The following is a 15,481-nucleotide window of genomic DNA, read 5'->3' as shown; positions in this document are numbered from 1 at the left end:
TGATCCGGCCCGTCAACAACGGGAGGGCCGAGCCTCTGTGTGGTCCCCCGCCAGATGGCCGGAGTGTCCCGATCTGGTGGTGCAGCCGCAAGCACCGAGGACCTGGGACACGGCTAGGGCTTGTCTGACAATGCCCAGGGCCGTATCGGCGGCGTCTATGAGGGGCGGTGTGGGGCGCGGTCTAGGACGCGCCGCCGCTGGCAGCCTCGCTGCGGTGCGGCTCGAGGCGATCGACTGCTTGCTCGCTCCATGCCCGGATGACTGATGCCTGCTCGGGGGTCAGGGAGTCGAGGAAGTGGCGGCGGATGTTGCCGCCGTGCACGAGGATGGCACTCTGGGCGGCGCGGTGCCCCTCGGCGGTCAGCCCGATACCCGCGCGGCGACCATCGGCCCCGTATCGGGTGCGCTTGACGAAGCCGCGTTTTTCCATGCGCGTCAGCTGATGTGAGACGCGGCTCTTGTCCCAGTCGAGCGATGCGGAGAGCTCGCCGACACGCATCTCGCGGCCGGCGGCCTGCGACAGCGTCACCAGCACGCTGAACTCGGCCTTCGAGATGTCGCAGTCACGCTGCAGACCGCGCTCCAGCTCCCTGGTGAGCAGGCGCTGCGCGCGCATCCAGGTATTCCAGAACTCCCATTCCTCGGGTTCCAGCGACCGCATCTCCGTCATGTCGCCGAGGATACCGCGACCAGCAGAGTTGTCACTTCAACTCACTCCGACCTAGAGTTGACGTGACAACTCTCTGGGAAGGAAGTCTATGCCGCTTCGCATCGCAGTCATCCTCGGAAGCACCCGCCCCGGACGCCGCGGCGACCAGATCGCCGCCTGGGCACTGGAGGCCGCCCGTGCCCACGGTGGAGCCGACTACGAACTCATCGACCTCGCCGACCACGACCTCGGCAACCTCGACGAGCCTGGCAACCCGAACTTCCAGCAGTATCAGCACGACCACACCCGCGCCTGGGGCGCACTGATCGACAGCTTCGACGGCTATGTCTTCGTCGTCCCCGAGTACAACCACTCCTTCCCCGGAGCCCTGAAGAACGCCCTGGACTACGTCTACCGGGAGTGGAACGACAAGGCCGCCGGGATCATCAGCTACGGCGGCTGGGTCGCCGGGGCCCGGGCCGCCGAAGCGCTGCGGCTCGTCCTCGCCGAACTCCAGGTGGCCACGGTCCGCGCCCAGCCCACCATCTCGACACACCCCTCGTTCCACACCGGCACCTTCGTCCCCCAGGAGGGTCTCGACACCGCCGTGGACGCCATGCTCGACCAGGTGATCGCCTGGTCCGGCGCCCTGCGCGGGGTGCGCCAGGCCAAGACGCAGACGACCACGGCTGCATGAGGCCCAGTTCGTGACCGATCATGTGACAGGACGCGGCGAGCTGACGGACGCGGCGTGGGAGGCGCTGAAGCCCCTGCTGCCGGCTGCCGATGGACCCGGCCGTCGGTGGCGCGACCACCGGACGGTGATCAACGGCGCGTTATGTGACCTGCCGGAACGCTACGGGCCCTGGCAGACGGTTTATGAGCGGTTCGCCCGTTGGGAGCGGAACGGGACCTGGGCCCACTACCAAAGTCCATCTCGCCTGCGACGGCCGGGGCCTGCCCCTGGCTGTCGTCCTCACCCCCGGAAACGTCAGTGACTGCACCGTGTTCAAAGCGGTGCTGGAATCTGTGCGGGTGCCTCGGACAGGCGCCGGGCGGCCGCGGCCAAGACCCCACACGGTCATCGCGGACAAGGCGTACTCATCGCGGGAGGTCCGACAGGACCTGCGGCGTCGGGGCATCCGCGCAGTCATCCCGGAGCGCGCCGACCAGAGGGCCGATCGCCAGCGCCGCGGCAGAGCCGGTGGCAGACCACCGACCTTCGACCTCGAGCTCTACAAAGCCCGCAACGTGGTCGAGCGTTGCTTCAGCCGCCTAGGGCCGTGACCGGGAAGGTTCACCGGCTCCCGACGCCCGGCATGACCCGTTGCGGCGTTGGGGCATCGACCGAGTGGGCCCAGTACGAGGCCGATCCGGCGCCTTGCGAGGCGCCGCACCGGATGTCGCGAGAGTTCGGTAGACCCCTCAGGGTGCCGTACAGCCGCCGGGCGGCTCAGGGGGTGATGCAGACGACGAAGGCGATGATCGGCCGCGCCACAGTGTCTGTGTTCTTCACACCGACCGTCCAGCCGTTGGGACCGCCATAGGAGGCGAGCATGAACGGTTCGCCGCCGCTCTGGCTGGCGTTGCCCTCGGAGCCGCCCCCGCCGGTGCTCACCATTCCCGCGGGGCAGGACGCACTCGCCGTCCCGTACTTGCCAGGCTGGACGATCACGTCGTCACCCCAGTAGCGCCCGACGGTCGCCTGCTTCGCGCGGCCGGAGACGTGCGAGCCGGACGTGCCGGGCTTGTCGGCGTCACCGCCTTGCGCGGTCGCGAGCGTGGCCCCGCCCACAACAAGGGCGGCGGCGGTGGCCAGGACGGAGAACCCCAAACGCTTCATGTCGACTCCAGTGCTCAGGTGGTGTGGCACCGGACCTCTTCCCCGCTCCCCGACGGAGTCCCGTACCGTCACCGGCCCAGCCCAGGCAGAACCGATTCTCCGGCGGGCGAACGAGTGAGGTTTCCGGGGCGGCTGGCACACCGGGGCGACGTGGGGCCGGGGTCGTACGTCCGTCGCCCCGGAAGCCGTTCGCGCGGGCTGCCCAGGGGTGGGCGGACCTGCCAGAGCCGTGACCGAGAGGGGTGAACCTTCCCGGTCACGGCACTAGACGCTGCGCAATGGTGCGGCCGGTGAATACGGCCGGAGTCGGGTCACGAGCTGGGCGTCTACCCGTCCGCTCCGTACCGGAGGCCGTCGAGGAGCAGGTCGAGGAGGCGGCCGGCCCGTTCGCGTTGGTCGGGAGCGCTGGTGATCAGCGCGACACCCGCCAGGCTGAAGCCGACATCGATGGGGTCGACGTCCGGGCGCAGGAGACCGGCGTCGGCGCCGGCGCGCAGCAGGGTGCCGATCGCGTTGGCGAGCTTGTCAAGGGTCTCGGCGAAGGGGTCCGCGCCCGATGCGACCGCGGCCCGAAGCGCGTCCGCCATGCCCTGCTTGGCAGCCACATAGTCGATGAAGTCGTCCATCCACAGGCGGATGGCCCGGTCGGGCGGGTTGTCGGCGAGCAGCTTCGCGGCGCTGTCGCAGACCCGGGCCAGCTCGTTGCGGTAGGCCGCCTCGACGAGCGCCTCGCGTGTGGGGAAGTGGCGGTAGAGCGTGGCCGAGCCGACGCCGGCGGCCTTGGCGATGGTGTCGATCGCGACGTCCGGGCCCTTCTCGGAGAAGGCGCGCACGGCCGCTTCGAGGATGCGCTCCCGGTTGCGGCGGGCATCGGCGCGCAACACGCTCGGCTTGCTGGTCAAGGCTGCTCCCTTCATCTGGGGACCAGTCTAGCTGGACAACCGGGGAGTTCCCCGGTTACCGTCCCCAGATAACCGGGGAACTCCCCAGTTACGGGCGCAGACCCGTTCTCCTCCCAGGCAAGGAAGACCCGCATGACCTCCCCGAAAACGGTTCTGATCACCGGTACGTCCTCCGGCATCGGCCTGGCCGCCGCCATCGGCACCGCCCGGGCCGGCTGGACGACCATCGCCACCATGCGTGACACCGGCAAGGCCGAGGCCCTGCTCCAAGCCGCCGCCGAGGCGGGTGTCGCGGACCGGATCCAGGTCAAGCGCCTGGACGTGACCGACGCCGCCAGCGTCTCCGCCTGCCTGGACGAGGTCGTCGCCGAGCACGGCCGCCTGGACGCACTGGTCAACAACGCCGGCGCCGCCCAGGTCGGCACCATCGAGCAGAGCAGCGTCGACGACGTCCGCGCGGCCATGGAGGTCAACTTCTTCGGCGTGGTGGCGGTGACGCGGGCCGCCCTGCCGCACCTGCGCGCGTCGAAGGGCCGGGTGATCACCGTCACCAGCGTCGGCGGCGTCGTCGGCCAGCCCTTCAACGAGGCGTACTGCGCGGCCAAGTTCGCCGTCGAGGGCTTCATGCAGTCTCTCGCGCCGGTCGCCGCCACCGTCGGCGTCGATGTCGCCGTGGTGGAGCCGGGCGCGGTGGCCAGCGAGTTCGTCGCCAATCTCGGCCTGGACGTCCCGGCGCTGCTCTCCGCCGCCGGTCCCTACGGCCCGGCGCTCGAGGCCTACATCACCCGCACCCAGAAGTCGTTCGCCGACGCCCAGACCCCCACCGAGGCAGCCGCCCCGATCGTCGACGCCCTGACCGTCGCCCACCCGCCCTTCCGCATCCAGACCTCGCAGTGGGCCCGTGACTTCGTCGCCACCACCCTCGCCGACCTCGACGGCTCCGCCGTCCAGGCCCTCACCGGTTCCTGGGTGCGCTGACCGCCCCCGCCCCGCGGCCCGCACCGGGTGCACCACCGACGCCGGGTGCGGCGACCGCAACAGCACCCTGACTGCCCGGCCACACCGCCACCGCACCCGGCGTCGGGCCGCACCCGGTCCCCGGCAGAGGGCCACCCACCGGACCGGACACACAGCCAACCAGCCGCACCTCGCGGGACGACCCGCACCAGCAAGGAAGATCACCATGGAACTCCGCACGCTCGGCAGCCAGGGCCTGACCGTCTCCGCCGAAGGACTCGGCTGCATGGGCATGAGCGCCTTCTACGGCAGCACCGACGAGGCCGAATCCCTCGCCACCATCGACCGCGCCCTGGAACTGGGCGTGACCCTGCTCGACACCGCCGAGAGCTACGGCCCCTTCATCAACGAGCGGCTCCTCGGCAAGGCCCTCGCCGGCCGCCGCGAGCAGGCCGTCGTCGCCACCAAGACCGGCATCGAGTTCACCGACGACGGCACGCTCGTCGGCCACAACGGGCGCCCGGAGTACATCCGGCGTTCCCTGGACCGCTCCCTGCGTCACCTGGACACCGACCACGTCGACCTCTACTACCTGCACCGGGTCGACCCACAGGTGCCGATCGAGGAGACCGTCGGCGCCATGGGCGAGCTGGTGGCCGCCGGCAAGGTCCGCTACATCGGCCTGTCCGAAGTCGCCCCGCAGACCATCCGCCGCGCCCACTCCGTCCACCCGATCACGGCGGTCCAGACCGAGTACTCGCTCTTCGAGCGCGGCATCGAGGACGACGGGGTCATGGCCACCCTGAACGAGCTCGGGATCGGCCTGGTCGCCTACTCGCCGCTCGGTCGCGGGTTCCTGTCCGGTGCGATCACCAGCCCGGACGACTTCGCCGCCGACGATTTCCGCCGTACCGACCCGCGCTTCCAGGGCGAGAACTTCGCCCGCAACCTGGCCGTGGTCGACGAGGTCCGCCGCATCGCCGCCGCCAAGCAGGTCTCGCCCTCCCAGCTGGCCCTCGCCTGGGTCCTGCACCAGGGCGCGGTCGCCATCCCCGGCACCAAGCGCCGCCGCTACCTGGAGGAGAACGTCGCCGCCACCACCGTAACGATCACCGATGAGGACGTGGCCGCCCTCGAAGCCGTCGCCCCGCGCGGCATCGTCTCCGGCGACCGCTACGCCCCCGAGCTCATGCGGAACCTCAACGGCTGACCCCCGGGCGGGCCGGGAAAGGCAACCGGACGGCCGACTACGTCGCCTTCCCGGACGCCGCCCGCGGCCGGATCGACCTCGTCCGATCGAGCGCCTGGAAGACCGGATCGGCGCCCTGGGCCGGGCCCCAACGGTCGGATGTGTTCTGGTGACCGGCGGGACGTCTTCCTGGCCCACCCCCGTGAGGCCGGGACGGGATGTCACATCCCCTTGGTCCCGCCGGTCAGCTTCACCTCTCGTCCGGTTGCGCGGGTCCGGGCGAGAAGACAGTCACATGCGCCACCGTCGGAGGCGTTGAGCCAGCACCACGGCCGGCCGCCGGTCGCTCCGCAGGGTGGCACAAGGCGGTCCGTCAGTACGCCTGGAGTTTGCTCCCGAAGTGCCGCTGCGGGGGCGGCTGTCGACGTGTCGCGCAGAGTGCCGGAGCGGTTGTGGTGACCGCGGTGACGGCACCGAGCTTGAGGTGCTTGTTCATGCTGTTGCCCCCATCGTTCGCATCTGTGGGACGCCGGTCGCGTGCCCCGGTGCGGCGCGGCCGGCCCCGGTGGCCGAGGCCGGTCGTGGCGCCGGGGCCCGTCACCGCCGTATGGACCGTAACGGCTGAGCGCGCCCGGTCTCCCGGTCTGGCGCGTGATCGAGAATGCCCTGAGATGCTGCGCCGGCCATAGGCATGGAGTGCACATCCTCTTGTCGGTGCGTGCACACTCCAGCACACGCCGGCGACTAGCTTTCAGGCTCCGCCGGACAGGGCCCGGCGTCGGTACTGGCCGGGAGGCAGCCCGTAGGCGGTGCGGAACGCCCGGTTGAAGCCGGAGGCGTCCGGGAGTCCCCAGCGCAGGGCGATGGAGTGCACGGGTGTGTGGCGCAGCGCCGGGTCGGCCAGGTCTCGGCGGGCGCCGTCCAGCCGCCGGTCGCGGATCCAGGCGGCCACCGTCTGGCCCGGCATCTGCTCCTGGAAGACCTTGTGAAGGTAGCTGAGGGAGATGTGGTGCGCGGCGGCGATCAGGGAGGGGGACAGTTCCGGGTCGTGCAGGTTCTGCTGGGCGAACGCCAGCACCGACCGCAGCAGCGCTGTACGGCGACTCTGCGGGGGAAGGGACGACCGGGCGTCCAGCAGGTGCGTGAGCCAGGTGGAGAGAAGATCCAGTACGACCGTCCCCAGGCGCGGGGCATCGGACGGCCGGAGAGTGTCGGCCTGCCGGTGCAGGTTGAGGAGGAACTCCGTGAGCAGGGCCCCGGCGCCTTCCCTGCCCGGCAGTGCCTGGCCCAGCGCGCCGCGGATTCGGTGCGGTGGCAGCGGCAGGAGGGATTTCGGCAGGTCCACTCCGATTCCCTTGGCGTGGCCGTCCGGTCCGGCACCTGTCACCGACAGGTTGAACGGCTGTGAGCTGTCGACCAGGTGCAGGCTGTCCGGACGGAGGGTCGCGCTGTGCCCGGCGTGCTCGAGGCCCATCTCCCCCTGGAGCAGCAGTGTGAGGTGGTAGTGCTGGGGATCGGACCTGCGTACCGCCTTTGCGCTGCGCCGGTAGCGCGAGGACATGAAGGACACGGGCAGCACGGTCACCGGCCCCATCTCCATGAGGCGGCCCTCTGCCCGGAAGTCGGCGCCGTGGGTGCTGGTGACGTCACTGGGGCGTATACGGTCGAGCGTCTGCCGCCAGTGCTCCAGCCGGTCGGCCGCGGGTACGTCCTGGCTGCGGAATACGGTTCCGATCATCCGTTCCCCCCTCGTGCGGTGCGCGCGAGTTCACCTCGCGGGCGACCAATGTATGCGCCGGGCGCCGCCGCCCCGCAAGGTCTGCTGATCACCCTGCGGTGCCGGCCGGGCGCCGGGGTCGGCCGGAGACGCGGTCGCCGTCGGCGGCATCGCCATCGGTCGCTGGTCCTGGGGGTGGGGTCAGGGTGCCGGCGCACTGAACAGGCCGGCGCGGGCGGCGAGGAGGGCTGCGGCGGCTGAGCGGTGGGCGGCCTGCTCGTCGAGGGGTTCTCCGGTGATGAAGAGGCGGTGGTAAAGCGGGGCGGTGGCGGCCCGGATCAGTTCTGCCGGGTCGACGTCGTCGGGGAGCTGGCCCCGTGCCATGGCGCGGGTGACGACCTCGGCGGCCTGCTGGTGGCGGGCGGTGAAGAAGGCGTGGAGTGCTTTCGCGCCCTGGTCGGAGCGGAGTGCGGCGCTGATGAGGGCCGTCGGGGTGGCGCCCTGTTCGGGGTCGGTGAAGGTGGCGTACACCTCGTGGGCCAGCAACTGGATGTCCTCGTCGACGTCTCCGGTATCGGGGATGGGCCAGGGCTGGTCGGCGGAGAGGGCGAGTGCGTCGGCGATCAGGCCGTCGATGCCGCCCCAGCGCCGGTAGACGGTGGCCTTGTGGACGCCGGCGCGGTGGCAGATCGCCTCGACCGTGAGCTGGTCGTAGCCGTGCTCGGTGAGTTCGGCGAGGGTCGCGGCGACGACGTCGGCACGGACCCGCGCGCTTCGCCCTCCCGGCCTGGTGCCTGTCGTCCTGCTCTTCGGTGTCTCCGGATTCCCAGTCAAAGTCGACTCCAGTCGCGTTAAGGCTTGCCAGTGGGGTGGATCTACTGCCAGGATATTAACGCGACTCAGGTCGCATTAGATGGTGTGGTGACAGGAAGGACCCCAACCATGACCGTGTCGATCCCGAACCCCGAGGCGCTGCACCCGTTGCCCGGGCATGACCGGGTGGTCCTGCTCCGCCCGCTGGTCACCGACCCCCGGATCGAGGTCGGCGAGTACACCTACTACGACGACCCCGACGGCGCCACGGACTTCGAGCGCCGCAACGTGCTCTACGGCTACGGGCCCGAGCGGCTGGTGATCGGCAAGTACTGCGCGATCGCCGCCGGCACCCGCTTTCTGATGGCGGGCGCCGCCCACCCCACCATGGGCGTCTCCACCTTCCCGTTCACCATGTTCGGCGGCAGCTGGACGGAACGGACCCTCGACCTGGTCACCGGCATGCCCAGCCGGGGCGACACCGTGATCGGCAACGACGTCTGGATCGGCTACCAGGCGCTGATCATGCCGGGCGTGCGGATCGGCGACGGCGCGATCATCGCGGCCGGCGCGGTCGTCACCACCGACGTGGAGCCGTACACCGTGGTGGGCGGCAATCCCGCCCGCCCGATCCGCCGCCGCTACGACGACGCCGACATCGAGCGGCTCCTGCGCGCGGCATGGTGGGACTGGCCGGTGGAACGGGTCACCGAACACCTGCGCACCATCATGGCGGGCACCCCCGCCGAGATCGAGCAGATCGCCGCGGCAGCCACCGCGTGATGCGTGTGCCACGCGGGAGACTGCCCCGCGCGGCACGGGCTGGGTCAGATACCGAACGCGGCGGCGTAGTGGACGGTCCCGCTGGGGAGCGGATGGCCGGCGTCGAGGCTGAGTGCCATCAGGGCGTCGTCGGGGACATCGATGGTCAGGCCGATGCCGTGGTTCGAGGCACGGGTGAAACCGAACCAGGGGTAGTAGGCCGGATGTCCGAGGACGACCACGTGGCGCTCTCCCAGGGAGCGTGCTGCGGCCAGGGCGGCACGGATCGCCGTCGTACCCGCACCCCTCTGCTGCTGCTCCGGTCGGACAGCGCACGGGGCCAGGCACAGGGCCGGCGTGGTGTCGATGTGGCAGCGGGTCAGCAGCGCGTGGCCCACCGGGCGGCCGGTCTCGTCCGCTGCGACGAGGGAGAGACCCTCGATCCAGGCGGTTGGGTCGGCGCGCAGGCTGTCGACGAGGTCAGCCTCGGCAGTGGTGGGGAAAGCGGCAACGTTGATGCCGCGGTCCCGCTGTCCTGCCGACCTTGCCGCTGACGACAGGAGCCGTCCGATTGGTACGGCCTGAGGCTCGCGTTGCCGGGCTCGTCGAGTCCGTGGCGGAACCACGTGGAGCGGCCGTAGCCGAGCAGGCTGGGGGAGAAGGTGTCGATTCCCACCTGGGCGAGGGTGCGCCCGACACCATGTCTGCGGTCCGAGATCGCGGTTGCCGACCGGATCACTCCGTTGTCGGCAGGCACTCGGCGAGCAGATCGACGATGTCACGCCAAGCTCGCTGCGCGTGCCGGGCGTGGTAGCCGACGCCGGGGCGCACGGTGTGGGCGACCGGTGGGTGATGGAAAGCGTGCAACGCGCCGCCGTAGACCACGAGGCGCCAGTCGACGCCCGCAGCCTGCATCTCGGCGGTGAATGCGCTCCGTTGAGCGGGCGGCATGATCGGGTCTTCCGACCCGACCCCGGCCCACACTGGGCAGCGAATGCGCGCCGCCTCGCCTGGCCGGCCCGTCGTGAGTGCGTTGACTGTCCCGATCGCGCGCAGGTCGACGCCGTCGCGCCCGAGTTCCAGCGCGATTGCGCCTCCCGTGCCATAGCCGATGGCGGCGATCCGGTCGGGATCGGTCCGCGGCTCGGCGCGGAGCACGTCGAGCGCCGCGTGGCCGATGCCTCGCATCCGGTCGGGGTCGGCGAGCAGCGGCATGCAACGGGCCAGCATCTCCTCGGGGTCATCCAAATAGCGTCCGCCGTGGAGGTCGAAGGCCAGCGCCACGTATCCCAGCTCGGCGAGCGCATCGGCCCGGCGGCGCTCGACGTCGCTGAGCCCTGTCCCCTCGGGCCCGACCAGGACCGCGGGCCGGCGGTCGACACCGCCCGGGAGCGCGAGGTGCCCGATCATTGTCAGACCGTCGGCCGCGTATTCGATCGTGCGCGTTGTCACCGTCGTCATGAGATTGGACTCTAGTGATCGCCGAGCCCGGTGGAGCCAGTGTTCTGCCGCTGGCAGAAGGCAACTCTCTGGCGGATTTCCGGGTGCGCTGCCGGGTGCTCCGAGGCGTTGGCCGAGTCCGTGCTACCTGCTACGGCCACAGGCGCCCGTCACCGCCCCCTCGGCCGGCAAGTCCTCGCTCTGAGGCGTCGGTCAGGCGCCGGGCTGTACGGGGCCGATTCGGGTGCCGGAGCCCACGGACAGCTTGCCGTCGGCTTCCTGGTCACCGGGGATGATCCCGCCGCCGGGGGTCCTGAGGGTGAAGACGACCCGGTTGGCGGCCGTGCCCTTGGAGGCACTGGGCACCTGGATGTCGAAGTGGACGGGGTGGCCGGGGCCGAAGGTCACCTTGGTGCCCTGCGAGCCGTAGGGCTTCGCGGTGATGTCCTTCAGAGAGCTGTGGTTGTAGAACTTCACATCGCGGGGAGAGCCGGCCAGCTGGCAGGCGCTGGTCCTGGGGGCGGCGGTCAGCGTGACCCGGTAGTGGCGGTGCCCGGCGCTGCCGGCGTCCGGCGTGATCTTCGTCGTGAGGTTGGCGGGGCGACATGAGGACGGTGCGCCGGAGCCGGCCGGATGCGCGATGGTGGATGCCTGTGCGACACCCGCACCGGCGACTCCCGCCAGTACGACGCCGGCAACTGACATCATGAACGTGGTGGCCTTACCCATGGTCGACTCTCCGTGTCTGGCTGTGGTCGGTGGGGCCGCGCCCCGAATAACTGACGCCACGAAACCTGCCGGTTTCGTTCGTTATGGGCGTCACGGAGATGTAACGCCTTCGCCACAGGGACCGGAATGTCCCCTTCCCGTGGAGAGCCTCGGCGTCGGGTGTCGCAAGGCGGCCGTACGCATCGTCCGCCACCAGACCGACGAGCCTTCGGATGACGTACGTTCGCACCTATGACGCGCACCCTGAAGTCCTGGCTGGTGGCCGAGTGAGCGGCTGGTGGGACTACTTGGAGGAACGAACCTGCCGAGAGGTCGATGCCGACGTGCTGCGCGACCGCCGGCTGCCTGCGATCAGGACCGTTGTGGAGGCGCTGCGACCGCTGGGGGTGGGCCTGCACGACGCAGAACGCGTGGTCCACGCGCGATACGAGGCTCTGGGCGACCGTGTGCAGCGCACGCCGCCCGATCCGCTGGGCCTCCCCTCCCTCGCAGCCCGCGCCGCGGCTCTCCCCGGCCGTGTGGCAGCCGTGGAAGCGTTCTGGGACGGCGATACGGTCCACGACTGGTTCGTACTCCTGGTCGCGGTCCTGGATGCCCCCGAGGGGCAGGGCCACCTGGCGACCGTCCACCACCGACGTGACGGCCCTCCACCGGGCGTTGCCGCCGCCACGGCCGGCCGGGAGCTGGCCGAACACCTTCACGTGCCCTTCCACTTCGCGTCTCCGGACGTCCCTGACGACGACGCCCCGCGGTGGAGGGAGATCCAACGGTTGGCGGAAAAGCCGTGACTGGCGGGCAAGGATGGAGCGCGGCGTGATCCGGGGCGGCCTGACCGCCTGGGCCTCCGGTTCTCAGGAACTGCCGCTGCTACACGCCGGCCTCGCCACCGCCTGACTTCCTCGGACCGGCGGCCCTCTAGAGGCTCGGAGTATCAGCTGTCTGCCCGGTGTGGGTCGTCCTCGGCGTGGATCCCGTGACGGTGTGCGTACACAATGGCCTGGGGGCGGTCGCGGCTGCCGGTTTTGGTGAAGATCTGGTTGATGTGCGTCTTCACGGTGGAGCGGCTCAGGTACAGCCTGGAGGCGATCTCGGCGTTGGAAAGCCCTTGGGCGATCAAGCCGAGTACTTGGCCCTCGCGTTCGGTGAGGCCGTCGGGGAGGCGGGCGTCCTTCTCGCGGTGGCCTGGGTCGTTGCGGCGGCTGGCGTGGATCAGGCGGTCGGCGGCGAGCGGGTCGAGCATGGCGTGGCCGGAGACGGCGGCCTCGATGGCGCGGCGGATGTCGGCGGCGGAGGCGTTTTTGGTGAGGTAGCCGGTGGCGCCGGCCTCGAGTGCGGCGAGGATGGAGTCGTCGTCGGTGTAGGTGGTGAGGACTACGACGGCCGTGGCCGGGCTTTCGGTCCTGAGCCGGCGTGTGGCCTCGACGCCGTCGGCACCGGGCATGTGCAGGTCCATCAGGACCACGTCCGCGTCGTGCGCCACGGCGAGGTCGACGGCCTGGGCGCCGTCTGCTGCCAACCCAGCTACGTGTACGGTTTCGACGGCGCCGAGGATGGTGGCCAGGCCTTCGCGTACGACGCGGTGGTCGTCGGCGATGATCACCGAGATCGGCGTGTGGTTCATCGGTCGCTCCCGTCACTCTCGGCGTTGTGCTGGGCCAGGTTGCCGTGTCGGTAGGGGACGCGTGCGGCGACCAGCCAGCCGCCGTCGGGCGTGGGGCCGATCTGGAGGTCGCCGCCCGCCTGCTGGACGCGTTCCCTCATGCCCTGGATCCCGAACCGCCCTCCGCACGTGCGCGGCGCCGCAGCAGCCTCCGGGTCCAAGGCGTGCGGCACCGGGGCATCCGGACACGGGGCCGGTGCGGGGCGGGTGTTGGCGACCTTCACGGTCACCTCTTCGGGGCCGAAGCCAATGCGCACGCTCACGTGTGCGCCGGGGGCGTGTTTGGCCGCGTTGGTCAGCGCTTCCTGGACGAGTCGGTAGAGGGTGAGCGTCGTATCGGCATCGAGTTCCCGACAGTCACCCTTCAACGCGAATTCAGCCTGGTGCAGTGCGCAGAGGCGGCCGAGCCGCTGGGCCAGTGGTTCGCCTTCACCGCGCAGCGCGCGCACCGCCTGGCGCGCCTCGTCCAGGCCGGTGCCGACCAGCTCGTGACCGACTTCGATCTGGGTGATGAGCGTTTCGCGCGGCGCGTCGGTGCGGGCGAGGGTGTCGATCGCGGTGAGCTGGATGGACAGGGCACCCAGGGTATGGGCAAGCACGTCGTGCAGCTCGCGGCCGAGTCGGATGCGCTCACTGGCGAGTTCTGTCTCGGCTCGGGCGAGCTCGGCACGCCGGCGTTCGGTGGCGACCAGGGTCCTGTGCCGGGCGCGTAAATCGATCTCGCGTCGGCTCGCACCGGCCGCCAGTCCGGCGAGGGCCACGGTGGCGGTGGCGAGTAGGTGTCCAGGGAAGGGCCCGCGAGGGATCGCTGCGAGGCAGTAGGCCAAGGGGCCGGCGGTGGAAAGCATGAGGGCGGCCACGGGATCAAATGCGACGGCGGCCGTGCTCGCCGCGACGCCGGTGAAGATCAGCCCGTTGGTATCCGTGATGGTGAGCACAGCCCCGGCCGCGCCCATCACGGCGACGACCCCGGCCACCCGGGTACCTCTGATTCCGGCGATCGTGCCCAGCCAGGCCAGCGCGGCGGCAGCCAGGGCCGCAGGTGCCACGATTCCGGGGTCGGTGGGGAGCGCGGCAACGTTGATGAGGACGGTCACGCCCAGGCCTACCAGCATGGCCACTGCGCGCGCCCGGGGGGCTTGGATCATGCCGCTCAGGCCGACCCCTGGGTGCTCCGCAGCCGGGCTGAACCTTCTGACGATGCTCATCGGCTCTGATTATCCAGGACGCGTGCCAGAAGCTTCGGCACGAAGGACGCGGGTGGCACGGGGCTGCGGACGGTTCGGATGACCGGGGGCGAGCCGCGCGATGCGGATCACCGCGCGGCTTCCGTCGCCCGCGTGGTGTCCAGGACGGTCATAGCCTGGGCGAGGCGCGCTCGGCCTCGCACCCACAGCCCCAGGCTGCGACACAGGCTCATGCTCACGGAGAGGAAGATGAAGCCGTTCGACAGGCCGGTGCCACTGAGATGATGGGTGGTCAGGAACACGCCGAGCCCTACTGGAAAAGCGTGCTGAGCGCCGTAGGCGAAGCCGAGCCGTGCGGTGGTCACGGCGATCCAGACCGCGGCGTAACCGGCCCCCGAGCGGCTGATCGCGACGGGCTTGCCCGGGGTGGGCGAGGTGCGCGGCCAACGGCGCCGCCACTCCGGGGCGCAGTCGACGGACACCAGCAGCGGGCAGACCGAGAAGAGGCCGAGCGCCGCTCCGGCCACCGCGCCGGCACCCTGCAGCAGCAGGTCGTTGCCGCCGGTGGGAAGCGAGGTGAAGAAGAAGGGCACGATCAGGGCGACGCCGATGATCGGCCGTCCCACCCGGAACCAGCCGATCCTGCGGCGGCCGAGATCGGACTCGAGCACCACGGCCAGGATCGCCAACTGCATGATCACGATGTTCGCTGTCATGCACCCACCCTCGCCGCGACGCCGTGCCCCGACCTCGACCCCTGGGTTGGTCATCGGGTGGAGATCTGAGGGCCGGGGGTGGAGGCCGTGGTCCACCTCTCCGCCGACGACCGTGGGCACCTCCACTCCCTTTACTTGGTTGCCGAATACCTCGGCCTTGCCGCCGACTCTCTGCCCGTCGGAAGTGAGTTGACGCTGGGCCTCGGCGCAACCGGCAAGGATGCCGCCTCCATACTGTGCCGATGAGCAACACCACGGCCGAGCACGAAGCGAATACTCAGCAGTTGATGCAAAGGGTCTACCTCGGCCTGCGTGAGGACCGCCTCGATCCACACCACGTCGTTGCCCTCGCCTGCGAACTGCTCGACTGGTTCCACTACACCGACGCCATCCTGGAGGTCGTCCAGCGGGATCCGGCCGAGGTGTCCCGCACGGAGATGGCGGCGTTGGCCTGGCGCATCCTGGACGACGTGGGCTTCGAGCCGGGCTTCGACCTCGCCCCCGAGCGGTTGGAGACGCTGCGCGACGCGTTGCGGATCGTGGCCCGCGACCTGCGCACACGTGGCATCGAAGGTGCACCGCAGATCGAGGTCCTGGATGATCTGTTTCCGGTGGGGGCCGGTGTCCGTCTCCCCGACGGTACGAGGCTCAACTGGGACGGCCCCATCCTGCCGAACATGTGCGACGACCTGACCACGGCACTGACCAGCCTGACGATCCTGATTCAGGAGAGCCTGCTCGAACTGACCTGGCAGGTCTGGCCGGTGTGTCCCCGGCATGGCCTCGGCGTCCATGGTGCGGAGCGGGACGGCGAGGTTGTGTGGTGGTGCGCCGGCAACGACGGACATGTGCTGGCGCCGGTCGGGGAACTCGCCCGCGGGGGCAGCTCTGTCGGTGTGTGAACGTCCACCACCTTG

Annotated in this window: 18 protein-coding genes and 1 pseudogene; 7 read left to right on the top strand and 12 right to left on the bottom strand. The window is 70.5% G+C overall.

What is annotated here, in order from left to right:
• Positions 1-181: 181 nt before the first annotated feature.
• On the bottom strand, positions 182-670 hold the full coding sequence (locus ACWCV9_RS29880; protein ID WP_450791184.1) for a MarR family winged helix-turn-helix transcriptional regulator: 489 nt from the start codon (positions 668-670) through the stop codon (positions 182-184).
• Between the two features lie 88 nt (positions 671-758).
• Here ACWCV9_RS29880 and ACWCV9_RS29875 point away from each other — a divergent pair, with 88 nt between their 5' ends.
• A complete protein-coding gene (locus ACWCV9_RS29875; protein WP_450791183.1) occupies positions 759-1,346 on the top strand; it encodes an NADPH-dependent FMN reductase in 588 nt (195 codons plus the stop codon).
• 22 nt (positions 1,347-1,368) lie between these two features.
• Positions 1,369-1,927 (top strand): annotated as a pseudogene (locus tag ACWCV9_RS29870) (transposase); the annotation flags it as partial.
• 175 nt (positions 1,928-2,102) lie between these two features.
• On the opposite strand, the gene ACWCV9_RS29865 reads toward ACWCV9_RS29870, so the two are convergent.
• Both ACWCV9_RS29865 and ACWCV9_RS29860 read right to left on the bottom strand, forming a co-directional pair.
• The gene (locus tag ACWCV9_RS29865; protein WP_385847284.1) at positions 2,103-2,492 is read right to left on the bottom strand and encodes a hypothetical protein; all 390 of its coding nucleotides are present in this window, start codon (positions 2,490-2,492) and stop codon (positions 2,103-2,105) included.
• A 326-nt stretch (positions 2,493-2,818) separates the two neighbouring features.
• On the bottom strand, positions 2,819-3,394 hold the full coding sequence (locus tag ACWCV9_RS29860) for a TetR/AcrR family transcriptional regulator (RefSeq protein ID WP_385847282.1): 576 nt from the start codon (positions 3,392-3,394) through the stop codon (positions 2,819-2,821).
• 132 nt (positions 3,395-3,526) lie between these two features.
• Here ACWCV9_RS29860 and ACWCV9_RS29855 point away from each other — a divergent pair, with 132 nt between their 5' ends.
• Both ACWCV9_RS29855 and ACWCV9_RS29850 read left to right on the top strand, forming a co-directional pair.
• Positions 3,527-4,372, top strand: a complete 846-nt coding sequence (locus tag ACWCV9_RS29855) for an SDR family oxidoreductase (RefSeq protein ID WP_450791180.1) — start codon at positions 3,527-3,529, stop codon at positions 4,370-4,372.
• Between the two features lie 205 nt (positions 4,373-4,577).
• A complete protein-coding gene (locus ACWCV9_RS29850) occupies positions 4,578-5,561 on the top strand; it encodes an aldo/keto reductase (RefSeq protein ID WP_450791178.1) in 984 nt (327 codons plus the stop codon).
• A gap of 352 nt (positions 5,562-5,913) precedes the next feature.
• On the opposite strand, the gene ACWCV9_RS29845 is transcribed toward ACWCV9_RS29850, so the two are convergent.
• From ACWCV9_RS29845 to ACWCV9_RS29835, 3 genes are all read right to left on the bottom strand, one after another.
• Positions 5,914-6,036: a hypothetical protein gene (locus ACWCV9_RS29845; protein ID WP_450791176.1), complete on the bottom strand. Its 123-nt coding sequence runs from the start codon at positions 6,034-6,036 to the stop codon at positions 5,914-5,916.
• A gap of 255 nt (positions 6,037-6,291) precedes the next feature.
• Positions 6,292-7,278, bottom strand: a complete 987-nt coding sequence (locus ACWCV9_RS29840; RefSeq protein ID WP_450791175.1) for a helix-turn-helix domain-containing protein — start codon at positions 7,276-7,278, stop codon at positions 6,292-6,294.
• 180 nt (positions 7,279-7,458) lie between these two features.
• Complete coding sequence (locus tag ACWCV9_RS29835; RefSeq protein WP_450791173.1) at positions 7,459-8,091, bottom strand: TetR/AcrR family transcriptional regulator; 633 nt, start codon at positions 8,089-8,091, stop codon at positions 7,459-7,461.
• A 108-nt stretch (positions 8,092-8,199) separates the two neighbouring features.
• On the opposite strand from ACWCV9_RS29835, the gene ACWCV9_RS29830 reads away from it, so the two are divergent.
• The gene (locus ACWCV9_RS29830; RefSeq protein WP_450791171.1) at positions 8,200-8,853 is read left to right on the top strand and encodes a CatB-related O-acetyltransferase; all 654 of its coding nucleotides are present in this window, start codon (positions 8,200-8,202) and stop codon (positions 8,851-8,853) included.
• A 44-nt stretch (positions 8,854-8,897) separates the two neighbouring features.
• Here the strand turns inward: ACWCV9_RS29830 and ACWCV9_RS29825 are convergent, their stop codons facing one another.
• The 3 genes from ACWCV9_RS29825 to ACWCV9_RS29815 form a co-directional block, all read right to left on the bottom strand.
• Complete coding sequence (locus ACWCV9_RS29825) at positions 8,898-9,404, bottom strand: GNAT family N-acetyltransferase (RefSeq protein WP_450791392.1); 507 nt, start codon at positions 9,402-9,404, stop codon at positions 8,898-8,900.
• Between the two features lie 163 nt (positions 9,405-9,567).
• Complete coding sequence (locus ACWCV9_RS29820; protein WP_450791170.1) at positions 9,568-10,293, bottom strand: dienelactone hydrolase family protein; 726 nt, start codon at positions 10,291-10,293, stop codon at positions 9,568-9,570.
• A 192-nt stretch (positions 10,294-10,485) separates the two neighbouring features.
• Complete coding sequence (locus ACWCV9_RS29815) at positions 10,486-11,001, bottom strand: DUF4232 domain-containing protein (protein WP_450791168.1); 516 nt, start codon at positions 10,999-11,001, stop codon at positions 10,486-10,488.
• 212 nt (positions 11,002-11,213) lie between these two features.
• Here ACWCV9_RS29815 and ACWCV9_RS29810 point away from each other — a divergent pair, with 212 nt between their 5' ends.
• Positions 11,214-11,789 (top strand): hypothetical protein, encoded by a 576-nt coding sequence (locus ACWCV9_RS29810; RefSeq protein WP_450791166.1) that lies wholly within the window; start codon positions 11,214-11,216, stop codon positions 11,787-11,789.
• Between the two features lie 143 nt (positions 11,790-11,932).
• On the opposite strand, the gene ACWCV9_RS29805 is transcribed toward ACWCV9_RS29810, so the two are convergent.
• From ACWCV9_RS29805 to ACWCV9_RS29795, 3 genes are all read right to left on the bottom strand, one after another.
• The gene (locus ACWCV9_RS29805) at positions 11,933-12,622 is read right to left on the bottom strand and encodes a response regulator (RefSeq protein ID WP_450791164.1); all 690 of its coding nucleotides are present in this window, start codon (positions 12,620-12,622) and stop codon (positions 11,933-11,935) included.
• Complete coding sequence (locus ACWCV9_RS29800; protein ID WP_450791162.1) at positions 12,619-13,869, bottom strand: sensor histidine kinase; 1,251 nt, start codon at positions 13,867-13,869, stop codon at positions 12,619-12,621. Before ACWCV9_RS29800 ends, ACWCV9_RS29805 begins: the two co-directional genes overlap by 4 nt.
• 107 nt (positions 13,870-13,976) lie before the next feature.
• Positions 13,977-14,564 carry a hypothetical protein gene (locus ACWCV9_RS29795; protein ID WP_450791161.1) on the bottom strand — a complete coding sequence of 196 codons (588 nt, stop codon included), beginning with the start codon at positions 14,562-14,564 and terminating at the stop codon, positions 13,977-13,979.
• A gap of 242 nt (positions 14,565-14,806) precedes the next feature.
• On the opposite strand from ACWCV9_RS29795, the gene ACWCV9_RS29790 reads away from it, so the two are divergent.
• Positions 14,807-15,466: a hypothetical protein gene (locus ACWCV9_RS29790; protein ID WP_450791160.1), complete on the top strand. Its 660-nt coding sequence runs from the start codon at positions 14,807-14,809 to the stop codon at positions 15,464-15,466.
• The last annotated feature ends 15 nt before the right edge of the window (positions 15,467-15,481 follow it).

Source organism: Streptomyces sp. NPDC001606 (genome assembly GCF_053596835.1).
The sequence above is the reverse complement of the archived record's forward strand: the minus strand, read 5'-3'. Positions and strand labels throughout refer to the sequence as shown.

Excerpts from the sequence above, each read along its gene's own strand:
- ACWCV9_RS29880 (WP_450791184.1), bottom strand. The coding sequence starts at position 670 with ATGACGGAGATGCGGTCGCTGGAACCCGAGGAATGGGAGTTCTGGAAT.
- ACWCV9_RS29875 (WP_450791183.1), top strand. The coding sequence starts at position 759 with ATGCCGCTTCGCATCGCAGTCATCCTCGGAAGCACCCGCCCCGGACGC.
- ACWCV9_RS29865 (WP_385847284.1), bottom strand. The coding sequence starts at position 2,492 with ATGAAGCGTTTGGGGTTCTCCGTCCTGGCCACCGCCGCCGCCCTTGTT.
- ACWCV9_RS29855 (WP_450791180.1), top strand. The coding sequence starts at position 3,527 with ATGACCTCCCCGAAAACGGTTCTGATCACCGGTACGTCCTCCGGCATC.
- ACWCV9_RS29850 (WP_450791178.1), top strand. The coding sequence starts at position 4,578 with ATGGAACTCCGCACGCTCGGCAGCCAGGGCCTGACCGTCTCCGCCGAA.
- ACWCV9_RS29845 (WP_450791176.1), bottom strand. The coding sequence starts at position 6,036 with ATGAACAAGCACCTCAAGCTCGGTGCCGTCACCGCGGTCACCACAACC.
- ACWCV9_RS29840 (WP_450791175.1), bottom strand. The coding sequence starts at position 7,278 with ATGATCGGAACCGTATTCCGCAGCCAGGACGTACCCGCGGCCGACCGG.
- ACWCV9_RS29830 (WP_450791171.1), top strand. The coding sequence starts at position 8,200 with ATGACCGTGTCGATCCCGAACCCCGAGGCGCTGCACCCGTTGCCCGGG.
- ACWCV9_RS29820 (WP_450791170.1), bottom strand. The coding sequence starts at position 10,293 with ATGACGACGGTGACAACGCGCACGATCGAATACGCGGCCGACGGTCTG.
- ACWCV9_RS29815 (WP_450791168.1), bottom strand. The coding sequence starts at position 11,001 with ATGGGTAAGGCCACCACGTTCATGATGTCAGTTGCCGGCGTCGTACTG.
- ACWCV9_RS29810 (WP_450791166.1), top strand. The coding sequence starts at position 11,214 with ATGACGTACGTTCGCACCTATGACGCGCACCCTGAAGTCCTGGCTGGT.
- ACWCV9_RS29805 (WP_450791164.1), bottom strand. The coding sequence starts at position 12,622 with ATGAACCACACGCCGATCTCGGTGATCATCGCCGACGACCACCGCGTC.
- ACWCV9_RS29800 (WP_450791162.1), bottom strand. The coding sequence starts at position 13,869 with ATGAGCATCGTCAGAAGGTTCAGCCCGGCTGCGGAGCACCCAGGGGTC.
- ACWCV9_RS29795 (WP_450791161.1), bottom strand. The coding sequence starts at position 14,564 with ATGACAGCGAACATCGTGATCATGCAGTTGGCGATCCTGGCCGTGGTG.
- ACWCV9_RS29790 (WP_450791160.1), top strand. The coding sequence starts at position 14,807 with ATGAGCAACACCACGGCCGAGCACGAAGCGAATACTCAGCAGTTGATG.